18 protein-coding genes, 1 tRNA gene and 1 pseudogene are annotated in these 21952 nt (G+C 66.0%); 11 read left to right on the forward strand and 9 right to left on the reverse strand.

What is annotated here, in order from left to right:
• The 3 genes from ACQR2C_RS03715 to ACQR2C_RS03725 all read left to right on the forward strand — a co-directional run bounded on the left by ACQR2C_RS03715 (window position 1) and on the right by ACQR2C_RS03725 (window position 988).
• Window positions 1-381 carry a DUF4267 domain-containing protein gene (locus ACQR2C_RS03715; RefSeq protein ID WP_315801846.1) on the forward strand — a complete coding sequence of 127 codons (381 nt, stop codon included), beginning with the start codon at window positions 1-3 and terminating at the stop codon, window positions 379-381.
• Window position 382: 1 nt separating this feature from the next.
• Window positions 383-703 carry a DoxX family protein gene (locus ACQR2C_RS03720; protein WP_315801845.1) on the forward strand — a complete coding sequence of 107 codons (321 nt, stop codon included), beginning with the start codon at window positions 383-385 and terminating at the stop codon, window positions 701-703.
• A 123-nt stretch (window positions 704-826) separates the two neighbouring features.
• On the forward strand, window positions 827-988 hold the full coding sequence (locus tag ACQR2C_RS03725; RefSeq protein ID WP_434880454.1) for a hypothetical protein: 162 nt from the start codon (window positions 827-829) through the stop codon (window positions 986-988).
• Window positions 989-1093: 105 nt separating this feature from the next.
• Here ACQR2C_RS03725 and ACQR2C_RS03730 read toward each other — a convergent pair whose 3' ends face one another.
• Window positions 1094-1726 (reverse strand): SRPBCC family protein, encoded by a 633-nt coding sequence (locus ACQR2C_RS03730; protein ID WP_434880455.1) that lies wholly within the window; start codon window positions 1724-1726, stop codon window positions 1094-1096.
• Here ACQR2C_RS03730 and ACQR2C_RS03735 point away from each other — a divergent pair.
• Window positions 1706-2017 carry a hypothetical protein gene (locus ACQR2C_RS03735; RefSeq protein WP_315801842.1) on the forward strand — a complete coding sequence of 104 codons (312 nt, stop codon included), beginning with the start codon at window positions 1706-1708 and terminating at the stop codon, window positions 2015-2017. The genes ACQR2C_RS03730 and ACQR2C_RS03735 overlap by 21 nt on opposite strands.
• A gap of 1047 nt (window positions 2018-3064) precedes the next feature.
• On the opposite strand, the gene ACQR2C_RS03740 is transcribed toward ACQR2C_RS03735, so the two are convergent.
• Window positions 3065-3139, reverse strand: a tRNA-Val gene (locus ACQR2C_RS03740).
• A 119-nt stretch (window positions 3140-3258) separates the two neighbouring features.
• A complete protein-coding gene (gene cpdR, locus ACQR2C_RS03745) occupies window positions 3259-3618 on the reverse strand; it encodes a cell cycle two-component system response regulator CpdR (RefSeq protein WP_006610087.1) in 360 nt (119 codons plus the stop codon).
• A gap of 344 nt (window positions 3619-3962) precedes the next feature.
• Here cpdR and ACQR2C_RS03750 point away from each other — a divergent pair, with 344 nt between their 5' ends.
• Window positions 3963-4847: an N-formylglutamate amidohydrolase gene (locus ACQR2C_RS03750; RefSeq protein WP_315801832.1), complete on the forward strand. Its 885-nt coding sequence runs from the start codon at window positions 3963-3965 to the stop codon at window positions 4845-4847.
• Window positions 4848-5328: 481 nt separating this feature from the next.
• Entirely contained in the window at window positions 5329-6114 is a 786-nt protein-coding gene (hisN, locus tag ACQR2C_RS03755; protein WP_434880456.1) for a histidinol-phosphatase, read from the forward strand.
• A 64-nt stretch (window positions 6115-6178) separates the two neighbouring features.
• Here the strand turns inward: hisN and ACQR2C_RS03760 are convergent, their stop codons facing one another.
• Window positions 6179-7069: a LysR substrate-binding domain-containing protein gene (locus ACQR2C_RS03760; protein ID WP_315737053.1), complete on the reverse strand. Its 891-nt coding sequence runs from the start codon at window positions 7067-7069 to the stop codon at window positions 6179-6181.
• Between the two features lie 85 nt (window positions 7070-7154).
• On the opposite strand from ACQR2C_RS03760, the gene ACQR2C_RS03765 reads away from it, so the two are divergent.
• The gene (locus ACQR2C_RS03765; RefSeq protein WP_434880457.1) at window positions 7155-7907 is read left to right on the forward strand and encodes a sulfite exporter TauE/SafE family protein; all 753 of its coding nucleotides are present in this window, start codon (window positions 7155-7157) and stop codon (window positions 7905-7907) included.
• Between the two features lies 1 nt (window position 7908).
• Here the strand turns inward: ACQR2C_RS03765 and ACQR2C_RS03770 are convergent.
• Window positions 7909-8550: pseudogene (locus tag ACQR2C_RS03770) on the reverse strand (LysE family translocator).
• Window positions 8551-8711: 161 nt separating this feature from the next.
• Between ACQR2C_RS03770 and ACQR2C_RS03775 the strand changes: the two are divergent.
• The 3 genes from ACQR2C_RS03775 to ACQR2C_RS03785 all read left to right on the forward strand — a co-directional run bounded on the left by ACQR2C_RS03775 (window position 8712) and on the right by ACQR2C_RS03785 (window position 15357).
• On the forward strand, window positions 8712-10457 hold the full coding sequence (locus ACQR2C_RS03775) for an adenylate/guanylate cyclase domain-containing protein (RefSeq protein WP_434880458.1): 1746 nt from the start codon (window positions 8712-8714) through the stop codon (window positions 10455-10457).
• Between the two features lie 114 nt (window positions 10458-10571).
• A complete protein-coding gene (locus tag ACQR2C_RS03780; RefSeq protein ID WP_434880459.1) occupies window positions 10572-12365 on the forward strand; it encodes an adenylate/guanylate cyclase domain-containing protein in 1794 nt (597 codons plus the stop codon).
• 187 nt (window positions 12366-12552) lie between these two features.
• On the forward strand, window positions 12553-15357 hold the full coding sequence (locus ACQR2C_RS03785) for a di-heme-cytochrome C peroxidase (RefSeq protein ID WP_434880460.1): 2805 nt from the start codon (window positions 12553-12555) through the stop codon (window positions 15355-15357).
• A 46-nt stretch (window positions 15358-15403) separates the two neighbouring features.
• Here ACQR2C_RS03785 and ACQR2C_RS03790 read toward each other — a convergent pair whose 3' ends face one another.
• Together ACQR2C_RS03790 and ACQR2C_RS03795 are read right to left on the reverse strand one after the other, a co-directional pair.
• Window positions 15404-17932 carry a YbcC family protein gene (locus tag ACQR2C_RS03790; RefSeq protein WP_434880461.1) on the reverse strand — a complete coding sequence of 843 codons (2529 nt, stop codon included), beginning with the start codon at window positions 17930-17932 and terminating at the stop codon, window positions 15404-15406.
• A gap of 13 nt (window positions 17933-17945) precedes the next feature.
• Window positions 17946-19535, reverse strand: a complete 1590-nt coding sequence (locus tag ACQR2C_RS03795; protein ID WP_434839657.1) for an NADH-quinone oxidoreductase subunit L — start codon at window positions 19533-19535, stop codon at window positions 17946-17948.
• A gap of 113 nt (window positions 19536-19648) precedes the next feature.
• Between ACQR2C_RS03795 and ACQR2C_RS03800 the strand changes: the two genes are divergently transcribed.
• The gene (locus ACQR2C_RS03800; RefSeq protein WP_434839656.1) at window positions 19649-20548 is read left to right on the forward strand and encodes a LysR family transcriptional regulator; all 900 of its coding nucleotides are present in this window, start codon (window positions 19649-19651) and stop codon (window positions 20546-20548) included.
• Window positions 20549-20653: 105 nt separating this feature from the next.
• On the opposite strand, the gene ACQR2C_RS03805 is transcribed toward ACQR2C_RS03800, so the two are convergent.
• Window positions 20654-20803 (reverse strand): hypothetical protein, encoded by a 150-nt coding sequence (locus tag ACQR2C_RS03805; protein WP_316236796.1) that lies wholly within the window; start codon window positions 20801-20803, stop codon window positions 20654-20656.
• Between the two features lie 420 nt (window positions 20804-21223).
• Complete coding sequence (locus tag ACQR2C_RS03810) at window positions 21224-21898, reverse strand: GntR family transcriptional regulator (protein WP_434873534.1); 675 nt, start codon at window positions 21896-21898, stop codon at window positions 21224-21226.
• Window positions 21899-21952 lie beyond the last annotated feature (54 nt).

Below are 21952 nucleotides of genomic sequence, written 5' to 3' on the forward strand. Positions count from 1 at the left end.
ATGCACTGGTTTTCGCTTGGGCTTGCCTTGCTGCTGGCGGTCGCGATCATCGCGATTGGGGTGCAATACGTTGCTCGCCCGTTCACTGCGATGCGCAGTTTCGGGCTGCCACTGCCCGAGACCGGCGCCAACGTCGCGTGGTGGCTGCGGCTCAAGGGCGTGAGGGACATCGTCTCGGGCCTGGCGGTCCTTGCATTGATGATGTGGGGTAGTTCCGGCGCGGTTGGCCTCGTCCTGCTGGTCGAAGCCGTCATTCCAGTTGGCGACATGCTGGTCATCCTTGCCGCGAACGGCTCGAAGACGAGCGCCTTCGGCATGCACGGCGTCACAGCCGCGATCATGGTCCTGGCGGCCCTGCCCCTGGTCACCGGAGTGTCTTGAGATGGCGCACGCTGTTTCGATCTGGCTGCTGGTCGCCGCCTTCTTCGGCGCCGGCGTCTTCAACGCGGTCGGCACGGCCGACACGCGGCGCGATTTCGCCCGTTGGGGCTACCCCGCCTGGTGGGGCAGACTGACCGGCGGGCTGGAGATCGTCGCCGCCATTCTGATTGCGCTTCCCCAGGCTCGCATCGTCGGCCTGGCGCTTGGATCGGCGATCATCGCCGCGGCAGCGGTGACCGTTCTGCGCCATCGCGATGTCCGGCACCTGCCGCCGATCGGCGGATTCGTCGTCCTGCTCGGGCTTGCCGCTGCCGCCCCCTGAAGGATCGCGCGGCGTTCGGAGAGCCGGATTCTCGCGCCTGCTGTCGGTCAGCGCCTGTCCCGCGATGAACCTTCTGCCTGCTGCCTTTACCTACCTCAGGGCGGGAGGAGATTGAGGTCGCAAATGACGGCTCTGACCAAGGTATTTTATAAGGCATTTTCTGAAACATCCGAGGGTAGCAAACACGCGTTGCTCAAACACGTCTTGCTGCTTGGTGCCGCCATATTGCTGGTGGGGGCGATGGCGCTGACCTACGGAACAGATCTGAGCCCCGGCTTTTTCTGAGCGGCTTTTTCTTCCTCTGCTTCGGCGAACAGCGGTTGCCGTCGACGGCATGTCCTTATGATCGGCATGCGCATGTCTGCCTCGGGCATGAGCGGAAAACCGGGCTTATCGCGCCTCGACCAGCGCCGCGAGTTTCGCGAGTGCCATCCGCCAGCCAGTCTCGTTGTCGGTCGGCGATACCGCGCGTGGCAGTCCAGCGTGGGTGGCGTGAAGTTCGGTCCCGCCATCCGCGTCGGCGAGCGTGATGGTGATCGTCATCTCGCCGCGCAGCGCGGGATCCGTGGCCTCGAACTCGTCCACTTCGACAACCTGCTCATTCGGGACGAGCTTCACAAAGCGACCGCGATATGTGTCCGTTTGCGCGGTCGTCTTGCCCGCCCCGGTCGGCACGTCATAGGTGAGCGAAATCCGCAACGAGCCGCCTTCACGGGCGTCGAACGCATGCACCTCGCAGGTCATTCCGTCCGGCACTTTCCATTTTGCAATTGCGCGTGGATCGAGCAGCGCTCGATAGACCGCCGACCGAGGCGCGGCGATGTAGCGCCGTATCGAAAGGGTCTCGTCCATGTTCATTCCCTGCTGACCTTGCGCATCGTCTCGAACCGTCATCCGATAGGACCGATGGTGTACCGGCGGCAGGCTTTTGGATAGGCTCGTTGCCGATGATGCGGCCTGCCGCTTGACGCGACCGACGAACAGCACCCGGGAGCCCATACGATGATCACCCTGGGACGACATCGGCCGCTGATCCAGACTCCCTTGGACGAAGCGACTGCCCTGGTCGCGATCTTAGACATCGCGGCCGACGCGATCGCCCAATTCGATCCCGATCATTCTGGCCGGCCCACCCCATCGACGACGAGACTGCCGACGGCGATCCCAGCTTCTACAAGGGCGCCGCCGGGTGTGATCTGGGCCCCCGACTGCCTGCATCTTCGGTTGTTTGTTCTGGCTGGCGAGATAGCAGAAGGGCAGATCCAAGCCGGCATGTTCGTCACCGTGCCGCTGGACTCTTCGCTGTCTTGGTGATGAAGGCGCCGTCGATCTGAGAAACCTTCGCACACGTGACGAGCTTCGGCTGGCGGACCAGGTTCTATCTATTCTCCGGGCACGAACTTCAAACGACGCATCGGCAAAAGCGAGGAGCGCACGCGACCCGACGGGCAAATCACTGCTGCGAGACTCGCGTACGCCCAGCACATCCGCCCATCACCCGGAGCCCACGCTCCAAGAAAACGCCTCCGTCAGAAAAATTCATTCGCCTGCGGGTTCAAACACATCTCTCTATCCAGCCCTCCCGGCCTGAAGATTTTTGTTTCTTTTTTCCAGAAATCATGATCTTCTCTCTCCATCCCGTCTCACAAGAGGGGCGCTTCGCGGTCGTCACGAACGTCGAGGCGGGATGCGGTGGGCGTGTCGATGTCGCAGCGTGGTTCTCCACGCCGACGAACGGCGGCGATGCGCACGGTCAAGTCGCGTGGTCCTGACACCCCGACGCTGGTGTCACGCTTGCGTTGGCGCTCACGCGCGGCGCGGGCAACGGTGGCCAGAAAGCCCGGCGCACCGGGGAGATCGCGAAGCAGCCGTCAAAACCATCGTGCGGGGAATGCCGGGTGATCTCGGCTGAACCTGTGGTGACTGCCGCCTGCTTTTTTTCTGCAGGCGGGCCATGGGTGCGGCCAGCGCCCGGCATTCCCCGTGCCCTCTTCCAAGAGAGGGACATCGATCAGCAAAACTCGGACGCGAGAATGCGCCGCGAGGCAGCGAAGCCATGTCGCAGCGCCCTTATCACAATCTAACCGCCGTCATTGCGAGCGAAGCGAAGCAATCCAGAGTCGCGCGCGCGACTCTGGATTGCTTCGTCGCTACGCTCCTCGCAATGACGGAGAACTTGACCGAAGAGACTCGTCATGGATGGCCGGTTCAAGCCGGCTTGCCGCCGTCACGACGACGCGGCGGCGGCGGAGCCCGCGGTTGCGTCGCCCCGCGATCGTCACGCGCGCCTCGCGTTCACAAGGGAGGATATTCAACGATCGGAAAACCAGACCAAGCTGGGTCACCGGCCGGACCGGCCGATGGTGGGCACGACAGGGATCGAACCTGTGACCCCTACCATGTCAAGGTAGTGCTCTCCCGCTGAGCTACGTGCCCTAAACCCAAAAGGTCTCGTCGGGTGGGGGTCCCTATATCGGCTCCCACGCAGGCAGGCAAGGACGCAAACAGGCGAAAATGGGAATAATCCTGAACTTCGCGACGCCGGCCCCGGCGGCTCAGGCCGCCAGCATCTTGTTGACCTCGCTGACGAGCTCGCGCAGGTGCACCGGCTTGGACAGCACCTTGGCATTCTTGGGCGCCTCCGAATCGGAGTTCAAGGCGACCGCGGCGAAGCCGGTGATGAACATGATCTTGATGTCCGGGTCGAGCTCGGAGGCGCGGCGCGCCAGCTCGATGCCGTCCATCTCCGGCATCACAATGTCGGTCAAGAGCATCTCGAACGGCTCCTCGCGCAACCGCTGGTAGGCCGACATGCCGTTGTCGTGGGGCGAGACCTGGAACCCGGCATTTTCCAATGCCTTGACCAGGAAGCGGCGCATGTCGTTGTCGTCTTCGGCGAGCAGGATTTTGTGCATGGCGAGGGGTTGTCTGGTCCGGGTGAGAGGCGGAGCGTTGCCGCCACTAAGCCTGACGGGCGGTAAATTTCGGGTGAAAGATTGCGCCTTTTGATCCGACATCGGCAAGGCATTTTGAGGGCTGAAGCCGCGGTCTTCGATCGAAGCAGCATGCCAGCTCAGAGTTGTTCCAAACGCGGGATGAACTTTTTCATTGCTTTTCGCTTGGCAGACCGGCTGGGATTATCGAAGATGCGCGTTGGCGAGAGCAGTACCTGCGTTGTCCAGAGCGAATCGGCCGGAGGATACCGGCGCATCAACGGACGTGACATCGACGCACGTGACCAAGGGGACGGCGCCCAGAGATGACGGACTTTGATGGCGAATTGCCGCCGTTCGAGATCATGGAGCCGACCGAATGGCGCGCGCCCATCATCTTCAATTCCCCTCACTCCGGATCGGCCTACCCCGACGATTTCCTGAGGGCCTCGCGAATCGATCTGCCGGCGCTGCGGCGCTCCGAAGATTCGTTCATGGACGAATTGATCGCCGATCTCCTGTCGCGCGGCTTTCCGGTCGTTCGCGTGCATTTCCCGCGCTGCTATGTCGACGTCAATCGCGAGCCCTATGAGCTCGATCCGCGAATGTTCACCGGGCGGCTGCCGAGCTTTGCCAACACCCGCTCGATGCGGGTGGCCGGCGGCCTCGGCACGATCCCGCGCGTGGTCGGCGACGGCCAGGAGATCTATCGCGACCGGCTGAGCGTCGACGAGGCGCTGCACCGGATCGAGACGCTGTACAAGCCGTATCACCGCGCGCTGCGCCGGCTGATCAACCGCGTGCACCAGCAGTTCGGCACCGTGGTGCTGGTCGACTGTCATTCGATGCCGTCGGTCGGCGTCTCGCGCGACGAGCCGCGCCGGCCCGACATGGTGATCGGCGACCGCTACGGCACGAGCTGCGCGTCGCTGCTGCCGGATCTGGTCGAGGACGTGCTCGGCCGGCTCGGTTATTCGGTCGGCCGCAACAAGCCCTATGCCGGCGGCTTCATCACCGAGCATTACGGCAATCCGGCCACGGGCTTGCATGCGATCCAGATCGAGCTCAACCGCGCGATCTACATGGATGAGCGCCGCAGGGAGCGCGGACCTCGCTTCGCCCAGGTCGCTTCCGATCTCGCCGTGCTCGCGGAGGTGCTGGCGACGGTGCCGCTCGGCGACCTCGGGCCTTTCCAGGCGGCGGCCGAATAGAGGGCAGCGCCCTCGGTCCGAGGGATTCCGGCCGGTGGCGCCGGCGCAAAAAAAAGGGCCGCTTGAATGACAAGCGGCCCAAGTCTAGGGAGGAAACGCCCAAGGAGGGCAGCGATAACGCGAAGCGCTACCGCACCGCAACAATATGCAATCGCGCTGCACAAAGCGCAAGGGTTTTTCCGCCTTTCTCCATGCAAAAAAACATAGGCCGGGTTGCGTTCAGCGCGAAACAGCTTTGCTTTTCATCATAAAAGTCAATGGCTTGATTGGAGATTCCAAACGATCGGAGAGGGACGCCGGTTTCGCTTTCACTTTCACATCAGGGGCTCCAACGGCTCAAATCGCGCCCCGTCAGCGCGGCCGGACACCAAACGGTATCCATGATGCCACGCCGGTGTTCCATATCCGGATGCACCCCGAACCGCTTTGAGCTAGGCATAGCGGCTCATTGCCACCCGATTCCCTCACCCAAGGACGCGCTGTGACGGTCATCGATTTCTCCGCCTTCATCGGTCGTCTGGCGACCGCGTCTGGCGAAACCATCCTGCCGTTCTTCCGGACCTCGCTGCTGGTCGACAACAAGAGCAGCCGGCAGGATTTCGACCCGGTGACCGAGGCCGACCGCGCCGCCGAGGCGGTGATGCGCCGCCTGATCAAGGCGAACTTTCCTCAGCACGGCATCGTCGGCGAGGAATTCGGCAACGAGCGCGAGGACGCCGACTACGTCTGGGTGCTCGATCCGATCGACGGCACCAAGTCCTTCATTGCCGGTTTTCCGACCTGGGGCACGCTGATCGCGCTGCTGCACAAGGGCGCGCCGGTGTTCGGCATGATGCACCAGCCCTTCATCGGCGAGCGCTTCGCCGGCGACAACGGCTCCGCCAACTACAAGAACGGCGGCGGCGAGCGCCGGCTCTCGGTGCGGCGCTGCGAGCGTCTCGGGGATGCGGTGTGCTATACGACGAGCCCGCTGCTGATGAACGATGCCGATCGCGCCACCTTCGGCCGGGTCGAGGCCGATACGCGGCTGTCGCGCTATGGCGGCGACTGCTACTCCTATTGCATGCTGGCCGCGGGCCATCTCGATCTCGTCATCGAGACCGAGCTCAAGCCCTACGACATCGCGGCGCTGATCCCGATCATCAACGGCGCCGGCGGCATCGTCACCAACTGGGAAGGCGGCCCGGCGCAGAACGGCGGCCGGATCGTCGCCGCCGGCGACAAGCGCGTCCACGAAGCGGCGCTGAAACGGCTGGCCGCGGACTGATCCCGCCTCCACCGGCCTGGCCCCGCCTCGTGCAGAACGGACATCCGGCCTGTCGTCGGGCGCTTCACGCGGCGGCCCGGCGCAAATGCTCGACGAGCAGTTTCGCGGGACGCGGCAGCGCCTTGAAGCTGCGGGCGCAGATCACCAGCCGCCGATCGGCCCAGGCGTCGCGCAGCGCGACGAGGCTGATCGGCATCGACCGCGCGCAACGTCGCGCCGCGGCTTCGGGCACCACGGCAATGCCGATCCCGGCCGCCACCATCTGGCAGATCGCGTCGAAATCGCGCAGCCTGGCCCGCACGTGCTGCCGGATGCCGAGCCGCGCGGCGTGCCGGCCGATATGGACGTTGAGCGCCGTCCCCTGCGTGAGGCCGATGAAATCCTCCCCCGCGGTCTCGCTGAAGTCGATCTGTCGGCGGGCCGCGAACGGGCTGCGCCGTCCGGCCACCAGGATCAGCCGGTCCTCGCCGAAGGCGAAGCGCTCGATCGTCTCGGGCAGCGCGTGCTCCGCCGCAAAGCCGAGATCCGCCCGGCCGGACGCGATCGCCTCGGCGATCTCGGTGCTCTCGCGCTCCTCGACATCGACGTTGATGTCGGGATGCTCGCGCAGAAAGGCCGCCAGCGCCTTCGGCAGATGCTCGGCGAGGCCGACCGTATTGGCGAGCAGCTGCACGTTGGCGCGACGGCCGGATGCGAAGCCCGAGAGCTCGCCCTGCATGGCCTCGACATTGGCCATGATGATGCGGGCGTGATCGAGCAGGCTCTCGCCCGCCGCGGTGAGATCCACGCCACGCCGGCCGCGCTTGAACAGCTCGACGCCGAACGCGTCCTCCAGACCCTTGATCCGCGCGCTCGCCGAGGCCAGCGCCAGATGCGCCCGGTCGGCGCCCCCGGTGATGCTGCGGGCCTCGGCCACGGCAATGAACAGCCTGAGATCGACCAGATCGAAACGCATGGTCATCCTGCCTCAGTCCTGGACGAAGGCTTGCTCCGTAACCTCCACATTGTGCCGCCGGCGCAGTCTGGTCAATGTGACAACCATGATCGACCCCATCCTCATCTTCATCGCCTTCGCGCTCACCTTGGCCGGCTTCGTCAAGGGCGCGCTCGGCCTCGGCCTGCCGACCATCTCCGTCGGACTGCTCGCGGTCGCCATGCCGCCGGGCCGCGCGCTCGCCATCGTCATCGTGCCGGCCGTGATCACCAACATCTGGCAGACCTTCGCCGGACCTTACCTGCGCGATATCGCCAGGCGCCTGTGGCCGCTGATGCTGGGGACCGCGATCGGCATCTGCCTCAACGCCGGCGCGCTCAGCCATGCCTCGACCCGCTGGGGCAACGTCGCGCTCGGCGTCTTGCTGATGCTCTATGCCCTGCTCGGCCTCACCAAGCTCGCCTTCAAGGTCGCTCCGCCGCACGAGAAATGGGTCGGCGGCATCGTCGGGCTCGTCACCGGGCTGATCTCGGCCGCCACCGGCGTGCAGGTCGTACCCTCGGTACCGTACATGCAGGCGATCGGGCTCGAGAAGGATGAGTTGGTCCAGGCCCTCGGCGTGTTCTTCACGGTCGCCACGGTCACGCTGGCCTTCAACTTGACGAACTCCGGCCTGCTCAGCACCGCGACCGCCCTGCCCGGCGCGGTCGCCATGGCCGGCGCCTTTCTCGGCATGTATGCCGGCCAGGCGGCCCGATCCCGACTGCCGGCCGAGGCGTTCCGCCGTGTGTTCCTGATCGCCATGATCCTGCTCGGCCTGTATCTCGCCGGCACGGCGGTCATCGAGCTGCTCTGGTGAGTCAACGCGCCTCGAGCATCGCGATCCGGACCCCGAGATAGACCAGCAGCCCGCCGATCGCGCGGTTGAGCCAGAGCAGCGCGGCGGACGAGCCGCGCACGCGGCGCGCAGCACGGGCCGCGGCGATGGCGACGCCGAGGCACCAGATCGTGCTGTTGACGATGAAGATCGTGCCGAGCAGCAGGAAGGCGATCGCCTTGTGCGGCGCCTCGGCTGCAACGAATTGCGGCAGGAAGGCGAGGAAGAACATCGCGACCTTCGGATTGAGGATGTTGGTGAGCGCGCCCTGCCAGAACGCCTAGCGCAGCGTCACCACCGGCATCGACGTCGCATCACTCGCCCTGGCGGCGTGCGGCCGCCGCGCCAGGAGCTGCGTGATGCCGAGATAGACCAGATAGGCCGCACCGGCCCATTTCACGGTCGCGAAGGCCGTGGCAGAGGCCGTGAGCAGCGCCGACAACCCGATCGCGCTTCCGAACACATGGACCAGGCAGCCCGTGCTGATGCCGAAGGCGGCAGCGGCCCCGCCGCGCCAGCCCATCTGCGCGCTGCGGCCGACGATGTAGGCGGTGTCGGGACCCGGCGTGATGTTGAGCAGCAGCCCCGAGACGAGAAACAAAGGCAGATCGTGAATGCCGAGCATGATTGAACATTTCCTAACAATACTGGTCTAACCATAACTGCCCCCGGCATTGCCGTCTCGTCCCGCGGAGGCCGGAGCGGGCCGGTGCCCCGATGGCGGCGGGAAAAGCGTTGGATTCGGCCGCCTCGGCCGTGGTATGCGCGAGGCGGGAGCACGATGTGATGGAAAGACGCCTCGCTGCCATCCTTTGCGCCGACGTCGCCGGCTATTCACGCATGATGGGGATCGACGAGGACGGCACGCATGCCGCCTTCAAGGCTCATCGCGGCGCCATCCATCCGATCATCCTCAACCACGCCGGCCGCATCGTCAAACACACCGGCGACGGCTTTCTGCTGGAATTCGCCACCGCCGCCAGCGCCATCCAGTTCGGGATCGAGATGCAGTCCCTGATGGCGGAGCGCAACGCCGATCTGCCGTCCGACCGCAACATGCGCTTCCGGCTGGGAATCCATCAGGGTGAGTTCACGGTCGATGACGGCGAGGCCTTCGGCGACGGCATCAATGTCGCCGTCAATCTGGAAACGATCGCCGTCCCGGGCGGTGTTGCCGTCTCGGCCAAGGCTTATGAGGAGGCCGGCCCGCAACTGCCCATCAAGCTGACCAGCGCCGGAAGCTTTCAGTTCAAGAACCTTCAGGAGCCGGTGCAGGCGTGGACATGGGAGCCCGGCAGCGAGGCGGCGATCCGGACCGGGACCGGCGTCACCGGCCTGCCGCCGCAATATCGCTCCGCGATCGTCGGCGTGCTGCCATTCGTCAACCTGTCCGACGGCGGCGAAGCGTATCTCGCCGACGGGCTCGCGGACGACCTGATCCATGCGCTGTCGCTGCAATCGTTCTTTCGCGTCCTGAGCCGCACCTCGACGTTTCGCTTCAGGGACCGCGGCCTCAATCCCCGCCTGATCGCACGCGAGATCGATGCGACCTACCTGATTCAGGGAACGGTGCGGCGCGCTCGTCACAGGCTCCGCGTGACGGCGGAGCTGATCGCGCCCGAGACCGGCGCTCAATTGTGGACCGGTCGCTACGACGGCGACGTCGGAGATCTCTTCGCGATGCAGGACGAGATCACCACCAGCCTGTGCGCGGCGCTGATGCCGGAGATCTATCGCGTCGAAGCCTCGATTCCGGTCCGTGCACCGGCGACCGACCCGACCGCCTGGGACCGCTTCCTGCGCGGTCTGTCGCACTACTACCGACCGACCAAGGCCGACTACGAGATCTCCATCTCGCTGTTTCGCCAGGCCATTGCGCTCGATCCCACTCTCGGGCTCGCCCACGCTTATCTTGCGACCATTCTGATGCAGGGGATCAATTTCGGCTGGATCAAGGGCTCGCGCGAGCTCTGGGACGAGGCGAAAAATCTGGCGCTGGACAGCGTGCGGCTCGACGCGCGCTCCTCGTTCGCCTATGCGATCCTTGCCTTCGTGCAGGCCATGCAGGGCGACCATGAGGACGGCATGAAGGCGGCGCGCAAGGCGACCGAGCTCAATGCCTACGACATGGGCGCGCGCGGCGTGCTCGGGCTTTGCCATATGGTCAACGGCGAGCACCAGCAGGCGATCGATCAGTTCTCGATCGCCGCCCAGCGCGGCAACAGCGATCCGCGCTACCAATGGCCGGCGCTGAACGCCTACAGCCACTACCTGCTCGGCCGCTATGAGGCCGCGTTGTCCTGGGCCCGCGAGGAGCTGTTGCTCTACCCGGACCATCTGCAGGCGCTGACGATCCGCGCGGCGACCCTGGCGCAGCTTGGTGCGACCGACCAGGCGGGCGACGCCGTCGCCGTGCTGCGCGCGCAATATCCCTGGCTCACGCTCGACCGCCACATCAAGAACATCCGATGGAAGCGCCGGGACGACATCGACCACTACCGCGACGGACTGATCAGGGCCGGGCTGACTTGAGCCAATCGGCCCGCATGGCACCGGCCCGCCACATGGCCTACACATTGCTTCCGCAAATTGATTGGATTCGACCGCTGTTGCCGTGGTATCGCCGTGTGTGGGAGCAAAGACGGAATGGAGAGACGGCTGGCCGCGATTGTCTGTGCCGATGTGGTCGGTTACTCGCGGATGATGGGCGCCGACGAGGCGGGAACCCATGCCGCGTTCAAGGCGCATCGCGGCGCCATCCACCCGATCATCCTCAATCACGGCGGCCGCATCGTGAAATACACGGGGGACGGGTTTCTCCTGGAATTTCCGAGCGTCGTCGGCGCCATCGCGGCCTCGGTCGAAGTGCAGAAGCTGATGGCCGAGCGCAATGCTCATTTGCCGGCCGACCGGGTGATGCAGTTTCGCCTCGGCCTCAACATGGGCGACGTCATCTTCGATGAGGACGAGGTATTCGGCGACGGCGTGAATACTGCGGTGCGACTTGAAGCCGCAGCACCGCCCGGCGGAATTGCCGTCTCCCACAAGGCCTACCAGGAAGCCAGCAAGCATCTCACGGTCACCTTCGTCGACCGCGGGCCGTTCCGCTTCAAGAACATCGAAGACACGATCAACGTCTGGACCTGGGATCCGTCCTCGCCGGAGAAGGGACGCGAGCAGCGGTCCGCCACGGCCCTGCCGGCGCAATACCGGACCGCCATCGTCGGTGTGCTGCCATTCGCCAATCTTAGCGGCGAGACCGACGAGTACTTCTCGGACGGCCTGGCGGAAGACCTCATCCATGCGCTGTCGCTGCAGTCGTTCTTCCGGGTGCTCAGCCGCAACTCCACCTTCGCCTTCAAGCATGCCGGCATGAGCGCCCGCCTGATCGCGCGCGAGATCGATGCGACCTATCTGATCCAGGGCTCGGTGCGGCGCTCCGGCGACAAGATCAGGGTCACCGCCGAGCTGGTCGCCCCGGAGAACGGCGAGCAGCTGTGGGCCGGCCGCTACGACCGCGACATCGGCGACCTGTTTGCCGTGCAGGACGACATCACCGCCAACCTGTGCACCGCGCTGATCCCCGAGATCTATCGCGCCGAGGCGGCAGTGCCGGTGCGGTCCAAGACCACCGACCTCACCGCGTGGGACCGCTTCCTGCGCGGGCTGTCGCACTACTACCAACCGACCAAGGCCGACTACGAGAGCTCGATCGCGCTGTTCCGCGAGGCGATCAGGATCGACCCGGGTCTCGCGATCGCCCACACCTATCTCGGCACCATCCTGCTGCAGGGCATCCACTTCGGCTGGATCAGGAATTCACGGGAGCTGTGGGACGAGGCAATGGCGCTGGCCGAGGCCGGCGTCCGGCTCGATTCCCGCTCGTCCTTCTCCTATTCGCTGCTGGCCTATGTCCATGCCATGCAGGGCCGGGTCGAGGCCGGCATGGAGGCGGCGCGCAAGTCGCTGCAGCTCAATCCCTATGACATGGGCGCGCGCGGCGTGCTTGGCGTCTGCCATCTCGTCGGCGGCGAGCACCGTCAGGCGATCGAGCTGTTCTCGGTCGCTGCCCAGCGCGGCAACAGCGATCCGCGCTATCAATGGTCGGTGCTGAGCGCATTCAGCCACTACATGCTCGGCCACTACGACGCCTCGCTGTCCTGGGCGCGGGAGTCGCACTATCAGAACCCGAACCATCTGCAGTGCCTCGCGATCCGCGCCGCCGCGCTGGCGCAGCTCGGACGCTCGGTCGAAGCCGGCGAAGCCGTCGCAGCGCTTTTGAGCCAGCATCCGTGGATGACGATCGAGCGCCTCCTGAGCAACATCCGCTGGCGCAATCCCGCTGACATCGCGCATTATCGCGACGGTCTCACCAAGGCCGGCATCCCGTTGACCAAGCTCACCCTTGTGGACACCAAGGCCAAGTTCGCGGGCGAATAGCGCGATCGCGACTTGCGGTTGACACTTGAGGTTGACACTTGGGCGGGTTACTCCAATCATTCACGATTGCATTGTAGCGTTCGGACGTCGGCCGACCCGCCCGGTTCTCGGCGCAATTCGGCGCCGCCTTCGTTTGTTAGCGTGATTTCGTTTTCATCACTCAGGTGCTTTCCAAGGATGTTCTTCGATGCAAGAAGACAGCGCCCGCGTCCGTGACGCCCTGCCCGGAGAGCTTCCGGTCTCATCCGACAACCCCTGCCCCTTCCTGCGTGCGCTCGTCGCCGGCGGCTTCGTCGACGGCCACAGCGTCCCCTTGAAGACCATCGGCGACCGGGTCGAGGCGGCGAGCGGCGAGACCGGCTTCAAGAAGCGGCTCGTCGGCATCGAGACCTTCGGGGTTGCGCTGATCGCGAACGGGCTATCGCCGCTGCGGCTGCTGAAGAGCCTGTGGTCCGGCGCCGATCTCGACCAGTTGCGCAACGGTCCGCTCGACAAGCATGGCGGCGGCTCGCGCATCCTCGACGCCGAGGCCAAGGTCCATCCCGAGGAGATCGACCGGTTCGCGAGCTTCGGCAGCGACTATCCCGATCCCAACGGGGGCACCGAGCGCGGCCTCAACGCGGCGCAGATCCAGACCTTCATGAAGGCCAATCTGACGCGCGACGGCGACCAGGCGCGCTGGTACTTCCCGATCCTGATGCAGGGCGAATGGCCGGTGCTGCTGAACATCCTCGGCAAGGGCGACGGCGATGGCCGCTATCTCTCGGTCGCCGAGGTCCGCACGCTGTTCGTCGAGCGTCGCCTGCCGCAGCGTATCGCTGCGCGGCTGATGGCCAAACCCAAGCCCGCGAACATCGTCTGGCGCATCGGCAAGGCGCTCGTCGGCGGCGCGGTCGCCGCGGCGCTGGCGCTGCTGCTGCTCTGGGTGGCCGCGCCGGACGCGGTGAGCGACAAGCTACGCTCCATCCTGCCGCCCGATGCCGCGGCCCTGGTGCCGCCCGCGCTGCCCGAGACCGAGCCGACCAAGGCGGCCTACTGGCTCGACCAGGGCTGGACCACGCAGGACCGGCACTGGTTTCACCACGTGACGCAGGGCACCGCGACCTTCCCGATTCCCTACGCCTGGTTCATGGCGATGGAGCAGCCTTATCTGACGCCGTTCGGCACGCCCGGCCTGATCTCCGACAGCGCCTATCTCGAACGCTTCGGCTTCATCCCGAGCCCGAAGAGCGTCGACGGCGACCCAAGCGTCCTCCGGCCGTTCGGCTACGCCGCCACGGCTGCCAAGACCGAGCCCGCCGCGCCGCTACCCGCCGGCCTCAAGCCGACCCCGGCCGGCAACGAAGGCGGCCTGCCGGTCGGCTTCGCGCGGCTCACTGGCGCTGCCGATCCCACCACCGGCGCGCCGCAATCCGACAAGATCGGCCTCACCTGCGCGGCCTGCCACGCCGGCAGCATTCACTACAAAGGCGTGAGCGTGCGCTTCGACGGCGGCCCCGGCATGGTCGACCTGCGCAAGCTGGAAGAAGCCATGGGTTTTGCGATGATCTTCACGCAATACGTGCCCGGACGCTTCTCGCGCTTTGCCGATCGTGTGCTTGGGCCCAATGCAACCGATGCCGATCGCGACGCCCTGAAGAAGGGGCTGAAGGACGCGACTTCCTTCGCGCTCAACATGCAGGCCAAGAACTACAAGGACACGATCAAGGCCAAGAAGCAGACCGAGACCGAGGAAGGCTTCGGCAGGCTCGATGCGCTCAACCGCATCGGCAACCAGGTGTTCTATCTCGACATGGCCGTGAGCGGCCTGCCGAACATGCTCGGCAACCAGGAGGCCATCGACGCACCGGTGTCGTATCCGCCCATCTGGACGGTGCCGTGGTTCTCCTGGGCGCAGTATGACGGCTCGATCGCGCAGCCCTTGATCCGCAATGCCGGCGAGGCGCTCGGCGTGTTTGCACAGATCAACCTCTCGCCGGAGACCGCACGGGACAAGCTGTGGCGCTCGTCGATGGCGATCGAAAATCTGCTCTACATCGAGAACATGCTGCGCGGTCCCGATCCGTTCGCGACGACGACGCCCGCGTTCGGCGGGCTGACCTCGCCGAAATGGCCGGAGAAGCTGTTCGCCGGCGACGACGCCTGGAAGATCGATCCGGCCCGCGTCGAACGCGGCCGAAAGCTCTATGCAACGATCTGCGTCGAGTGCCATCTCGGGCCGGTCGCCGACACCGTGTTCGACAAGACCTATCCGGACAAGAGCTTCTGGAAGATCAAGCCGGCCGATGACTGGGAGAGCAAGGGCTGGAATGCGAAGGGCCCGACCCTCGACCTCGTGCAGAAGCCGGTCGAGGCGATGCAGACCGACCCTGGACAGGCGAGCATTCTCGCCAACCGCAAGGTCAAGGTGGCAGGCTTCCTCGAGGTCGATCCGGCCAAGGACCTGAAGGGTTGCAACCTGCCGCAGGACTCGACCACGGACATGCCCTATGCGCTGGCGCTGATGGCCGTCGTGCAGAAGGCCAGTGACAAATGGATGGAGGACCGCAAGCTCTCCGAGGCAGAGCGGACCGCATTGTGGGGCGATCGCAGGAACTGCCCCAACCCGGCCGGCAAGAGCTATCGCGCCCGCCCGCTCAACGGCGTCTGGGCGACCGCGCCCTATCTGCACAACGGCTCAGTGCCATCGCTGTACTGGCTGCTGACGCCGGCTGCCGAGCGGCCGACGTCGTTCTGCCAGGGCGCGCGCGACTATGACCCGAAGGCGGTCGGCTTCGCCGTGCCGAAGGGCGGCGAGAGCGCGTGCAAGGTCGGACAGACGCTGTTCATGGCCAGCGATTCGAGCGGCAAGCCCATCAAGGGCAACAGCACGCTCGGTCATTCCTTCGAAGGCCCGACGAAGCCCAACAAGGATTATCCAAACGGCATCATCGGCGGCGCCTTCTCGGAGGACGAGCGCTGGGACCTCATCGAGTATCTGAAGACGTTGTGAGGATGTGAAGCGGCGCGCCTTGCCGACGGCGAGGCGCGCCAGCGCGTCATGCCGCCCTCCAGAGACCGGGGCGTAGGCACCGCCGGATGGTCGTGCCCTGCTCGCTCAGCGAATGCAGCATCACCCAGCCATTGGCGACGAGATCGCGGACGCCCTGGTGGCGTTGCATGATCTCGTCCATCGCACTCTCCGGCGCGGCGATGAACACGTTCAGGCGAACCGGCTCGTGGATGAAGCGGGTGCCGTCATGCACCGACTGCCAGGGCAGTCCGACCCGGAGATCGCCGGCATTGCCCTCGAGCACGCCGAGTTGCCCGACGATGTTGTGCAGCACCTTGTTGCCGCTGCCGAAGGCGGCATTGTTCACGGTCGAGCCGTAGTACTGCAGATTGATCCAGCTCGCGACCACCATCGGCGCCGTCATGATCAGTTCGAGCGTCCGATGTCCCTCGTCGCGCCCCGCCTCGTAGGAGTGCAGGAAGACGCGGCCGCCGAGGTCAAGCCCGCGGGTGAAGCTGCGCGGCGCGGCGATGAAGGCGGCGTTGCCGGCGAGCCCCCATTCCGGCCGCACCTGCGACCAGTCGCGGGTGCGCGCGACGACGGCCTCGTCGACATCCGAGGCGTCGCGGATGCCGAGCAGCGCGCTGCGCTCGAGCCGCGCCAGCCGTCCGGCCTCGGTCAGCCGCGCCCTCAGCCGCGCGAGGTCCTGCGCGAGCGCCGCCGGAACGTCGTCCTCATCGAACAGCGTGACCGCATCGGTGGTGGTGTCGTGCAGCGCGCCGATGAACCAGCAGTCGGCGGGAATGTCGATGTCCTTGGCACGGAGGCCCTCGCGGACGCGCCGGTCGTTGAGCACGGCTGCCGCGACACGCGCGTTGGCTTCGCCCGTGTGACCGCCGCAGGCGCCGCAATCGAGCCCGGAGGCGTGCGGATTGTTGACCGTCGTGCTGCCGTGGCCGGCCAGTAGCACGAGCCGCGCGAACGGCCCGGTCAGCGACATCGCCTTCAGCACCGCCTCCGCCATCGCGACGCGCTGCACGTCGTCGAAGCCGGTCACGCGCCCGCCGAGTTCGCCGGGCGTCAGTTGCGGCATCACCCGCGAGGCGACCTCCGGATCGAGACCATCTACGACCGGCGACGGCACCGGCCGTGTGACGCCGGCGCTATCGGTCGCGATCTTGGCGGCGAAGCCGAGGCCCGCAGCCTCCACGAAGGAGAACGACGACACGGCCGAGACCTTGAACGACTTCCATGCCTTGGCGGCGCGCCGCCGCAGCAGACGCAGGCCAAGCACCTCAGCCTCCTCGACATCGTCGGCGCCCTTGACGGCCTCGCAGACGATGAAGGCGGGCTTCAGCAGCACCGGGCACTGCGCGCCGCCTCTGGTGTGGCCGATCGGCACGTATTCGATCGGGAAGCCGAAGAAACCGGCGAAGCCGATGGTCTCGGCTTCCGGATAGACGGTCTCCAGCGCGCGGCGGAAGATCTCCGAGCGCACGTCGATGCAGAACGCGGCCTGGACCAGCGGCCGGGCCGGCAGCTGCGTGATCGATCGCTGCGCGCCATGGGTGGCGAGCTTCGCGACGAGCCTCTCGCGGAACCCGATCTCGTAGGCTTCATGCAGAATGAGATCGATCGCAAGCTCGGGCGTCTCCTCGAGCCGGTGGTCGGCCGGCAGCTTGGCCGCCTCGGCCATCGCCTGCGCCCAGGCCGTCTTGAACGCCTCGTCGGTGCGTGCCTGGAACAGCGCAAAGCCCCAGGCGAGCCGAATGGCCAGCAGTTCCAGCAGAGTATCGTCTCGCCCGCCGTCGAGCTGCGCGTTCCAGCCGATATAGCGCGCATAGGCCGACCAGCCGCCGAGATCGAACAGCGCCCGCACCAGATAGTCCTCGACGGCCCGAGCTGGGATTCCCAGCCGATCCACGATCAGGCCGATCGCCTGCACCGGATCGGCGGGCAGCTCCGCGACGGCTTTCCGGAATCCGGCAAGGCCCATCGCCTCGGGATTGCGATCGTAGGCCGCGAATTTGCGCCAAGCCGCGTAGGGCTTGAGCTTGCGCACTGGGCTCGGCCAGCTCGCCTGCCCCTCGTCGAAATAGGTGGCGCAGAAGGCCGAGATCTCGTCGATCATGAAGGCGACAAGCGAGACGTAGCGGTCGCCCTCGGCGAGCCGGTCGAGCACCTCGGCGACGGTCGCGACCACGGCGGGCGGCGACGACTGCGCGGCCTCGGCAAGAGCCTTGCGCTTGAGCTGTTCGACGTCGAGGCCCATGGATGGATGCGACATGAGAGCCTGCGTCAGCGCGGCATCGTCGATCCGGCCGTCATCGAGCGCCTGCCGGTAATACGCCCGCGGCATCAGCATGCGCGTGCGCACCACGCGCTCGAAGGTGGCGACGGTCGCCGCGAAGCTTTGGCCGGTGAAGCCGAGGAACGGATTGACCGCGACGAAGTGCTTCAGCGGCCACAGCGGCGCGACCCGCTGACAGGCGCTGTCGATGCGGGCCATGAGCCCGGCATCGGCGGGGGTGTCGAGCGGATCGGCCATGGACATGGCGAGGGCGGCATGGGTCATCGGAGATCTCGGATCACTGGTTGGACGGGAGACGTGCGGTCGAATGCCTCGGCCCTAAGGTCAGCACGAGACGGTTGGCGAACGTGTTGAGATAGAGGCCGTTGCGCAGGTGGACGTAGGCCGCGATCCAGAACGGCGCGTCGGCGCGGCGCATCATCTGGTTCTGGAACACGGTGACGGCCGCGAACGACACGACGACGGCGGCCGCGATCAGCATCGGCACGATGCCGTCGACCGGCCGTGCAGCCGGGATGCTGCCCCCGACCAGCCAGGCCATCGCGGCCTGCAGCGCGAAGTAGACGATCGCGACACCGGCCGCGGTGACCGCGGCGCGAGCGACGACGAAGGCGTTCGGCCGCTCGTCGATGGCGTTGGCCATCAGGTGAACGAGCCCCATCAGCAGCACCGAGCCGAGTGCGATCTGCGCCGGGTTGGTGCGCAAGGTCATGCCGAAGGCGAACCCGGTGAGCAGCGCGAGCCCGATCACGGCGACCAGCGCCAGGATCAGCCGTGCCGCGTGCGGCTGGCCGCCGGGGCTCGGTGTCCAGGACGCCCGGGCAAGATCGATGATGCTGCCAGAGGACAGGAAGGCATGCGCCTTGTAGAGCGAGTGCGCCACGATGTGCAGCAGCGCCGCGGAGAAGGCGCCGAGCCCGCATTGCAGCAGCATGAAGCCCATCTGCGCCACCGTCGAATAGGCCAGTTGCACCTTCACCGAGGTCTGCGTCAGCATCACCAGCGAGCCGAACAGCGCGGTGGCGCCGCCGACGATCGCGAGGACGTCGAGCGCGGGCGTGGCCAGCAGCAGCACGTCGCTGAGCCTGAGCACCAGGAAGCCGCCGGCATTGATGATGCCGGCATGCAGCAGCGCCGACACCGGCGTCGGCGTCTCCATCACCTCGATCAGCCAGCCATGCAGCGGCAGCTGGGCGGATTTCAGCATGGCGGTCGCGACGATCAGGAGCGCTGCAATCGTGACGATCGCCGAGCCAACCCCCTCGCCCGCCCGGGCGTGGGCGACGAGGCCGGCAATCTCCAGCGTGCCGAACCGGATGTAGAGCAGCAGCGCAGCGAGTGCGAGGCAGGCGTCGCCGAGCCGGCTCGCGACGAACTTCTTGCGCGAGGCGCGGATCGCAGCCGGCCGGGTCTCGTAGAACAACAGCAGCTTGCCGAGCGAAAGGCTCGTCGCGACCCAGGCGGCGAGCAGAAGCACCAGATTGCCCGCGATCAGCAGTGTCAGCACCGCGGCGAGGGTCAGCAGCAGCCAGCGCGTGAACCGGACCTGACCTGGATCGCCGTCGAGATAGTTGCGGCTGTAGCGCACCACGACCATGCCGATGAAGCTGACGAGAACCGAGAGGATGGCGCCGAGCGCGTCGAGCTGAAGCGACAGCCCGAGGCCGTATCCGCCAAGCAGCGGCGTCCGCCCTGCCCCGACGACGGCCGCAGCGAGGCTCGCGACCGTCGCGATGCCGAAGGCGATCGCCGCGGCGAGGATCGCGCGGCGAGCAACGTCACGGGCGCTGGCGTGGATGCCCACAAGTGCGGCGACACACAGCGTGAGCGGCGCAAGCGCCGCGAGGCAGGGAATGAGCGGGTTCATGACGGCTCGACAGGTTGATCAAATGAGACGGCTGCCCCCTGCTTTACCGGCCCACGATGCTTCTTAAAATTTCAATGATTGAACCTGATCGTTATAAAATATAGAACGATGCCATGCCGCACCTGAACTACCATCACCTGCGCTATTTCTGGGTCATCGCCAGCGAAGGCAGCATGAGCCGCGCCGCGCAGCGGCTCAACGTCTCGCCCTCCTCTCTCTCGGTACAGATCAAGGCGCTGGAGGCGCAGCTCGGGCAGAAGCTGTTCGAGCGCACGGGCCGCACTCTGCAGCTCACCGAGGCCGGGCGCATCGCGCTCGACTATGCCGGCAGCGTGTTCAAGTCCGGCCATGAGCTGATCGAGACCCTGTCGGGCCTACGGCCGGGACGGCAGTTGCTGCGGGTCGGCGCCGCGGCGAACCTGTCGCGCAACTTCCAGATCGCCTTCCTGAAGCCGCTGATCGGGCGGGTCGACGTTGAGCTGATCATCCGCACCGGCCAGTTCGCCGAGCTCTTGGAGCAGCTCGATTCCCACAAGCTCGACCTCGTGCTCGCCAACCATCCGGCAGCGCCGGACATGCGCAGCAGTTTCGAGAACACACTGATCGACGAACAGCGCGTCAGCCTTGTCGGCCGCAAGCCGACCAGGCCCGCGCGATTCCGCTTTCCGCAGGATCTCGCGACGACGCCCGTGATCCTGCCCGGCCGAGGCAGCGCGCTGCGCTCGGCCTTCGATGCGCTAGTCGGATCGGGCGGGATCCGCCCGATCATCGCCGCCGAGGTCGACGACATGGCGATGCTGCGCCTGATGGCCCGCGAGAGCGGCACCGTCACATTGGTGCCGTCGATCGTCGTGATCGACGAGCTGCGCTCCGGCACGCTCGTCGAGCGCGCGCGGCTGAGTGCGCTGAAGGAGCAGTTCTTTGCCGTGAGCCAGCAGCGCCGCTACGCCAATCCGCTCGTCGCCGAGCTGATCGGATCGCGCGCCAGGAAGACCGGTTCACGGCCCGAATGACTGTCGGTGACAGCTTGTCTCGAGAGAGGTTGCAGGCAGCCCACCTCGGGACGGGCGAGTCCTGTGGACCAACTGCCGACGGGGGCCGTGTCGGCAGCGGTTCGATCAGAACATCGCAGGCGGGCTGACATTCACCCCGTGCTGGACCAGCACGAGTGAAGCGACCACGCCGGTCAACGAGAACATGGTCACCAGACCGAAGCCGGAATTGAGCGCATGGGGACCAACCAGCTTCCGCGCAATCTTCATCATCATCAATGTCTCCTCCAGGAATGTCGTTAGTGGACGCCACTAGCGGGACGGCGCGTTACCGGGACGTTTCCAAACTTGGAGAGATCGCCGCGTGGTGAATGCATGCTTGAATACACAGCAAGCCCGGCATGAAGCCCGATTAACACTGACGGCGGAATTGCCGTTGCGTCGGGATGAGGGAAGCGCCCGCGCTCGAGATGGTTGAATTTTTGTAAGAACTCGCGCTTAACGACCGCGCTTGAGGCATGGTGGTTCACGTCGCACCGAGCGGTCGCATCTACGCGACGCTTTCCAGCGGAAGTACATCGTCACCCAGAATGAATTGGCCACAGCCGCCAGGCTACCCTCATTCATTCGGCTGGTGACATCCCGTTCGGGACGGATCGCGTCGAAGACGTTCGCCGTCTGCGTCCTGATAGGGTCCTACTTCGCCTCGTTCATCGCCGTCGCTGCGAGCAGCGCCGCCTCGATCGTGTCCCGGGTCTTGTCGAGATGCGCCGTCATGAGCATCACCGCGCGCTCGGTGTCGCGCGCCAGCGCCGCCTCCATCAGTTCGCGATGCTCACGCGCGGCATCGCGGTTGCCCCGATCGGTCTTGCGGGCAAGATCGAGATAGCGCTCATTGTGCGCAAACAGGAGATCACGCACCCGCATCATCCAGGCGCTGCCACAGGCCTGGGCCAACGCGGCATGAAAATCGGCGTGCGCCAGCATCCAGGCCGGCGAGAAGCTGCCGTCATGGGCCGCGATCGGCGTCCCGGTCAGACGGTGATGCGCGGCAACGACCGTGGTCTCCCAGGCGAGATCACCGTTGGCGATGGCGCGGCGCAGGCACTTGGTCTCGATCTCGACGCGCATGTCGGTCAGATCGCGCAGATCGGCCACCGAGACCGGCGCCACGCGGAAGCCGCGCTGCGGCGTCGCCGTCACCAGCCCTTCCGCCGTGAGCCGCGCCAACGCCTCGCGGATCGCCCCCGTGCTGACCGAGAAGGCTGATCCGAGTTCGCTGATCTTCAGCTTCTCCTCCGGACGATAGAGGCCGGCGAGCAGGCTGGCACGCAACTGCTCGTAGACGGTCTGGGTGGCGCTGCCGGACATCGACTCACTTTCGCGGGACAATTCACACTAGCAGAGCCAGAAAGTACATTTTTA

It is taken from the genome of Bradyrhizobium sp. HKCCYLRH3061 (genome assembly GCF_051168015.1).
In the GTDB taxonomy this organism is placed as follows: Bacteria; Pseudomonadota; Alphaproteobacteria; order Rhizobiales; family Xanthobacteraceae; genus Bradyrhizobium.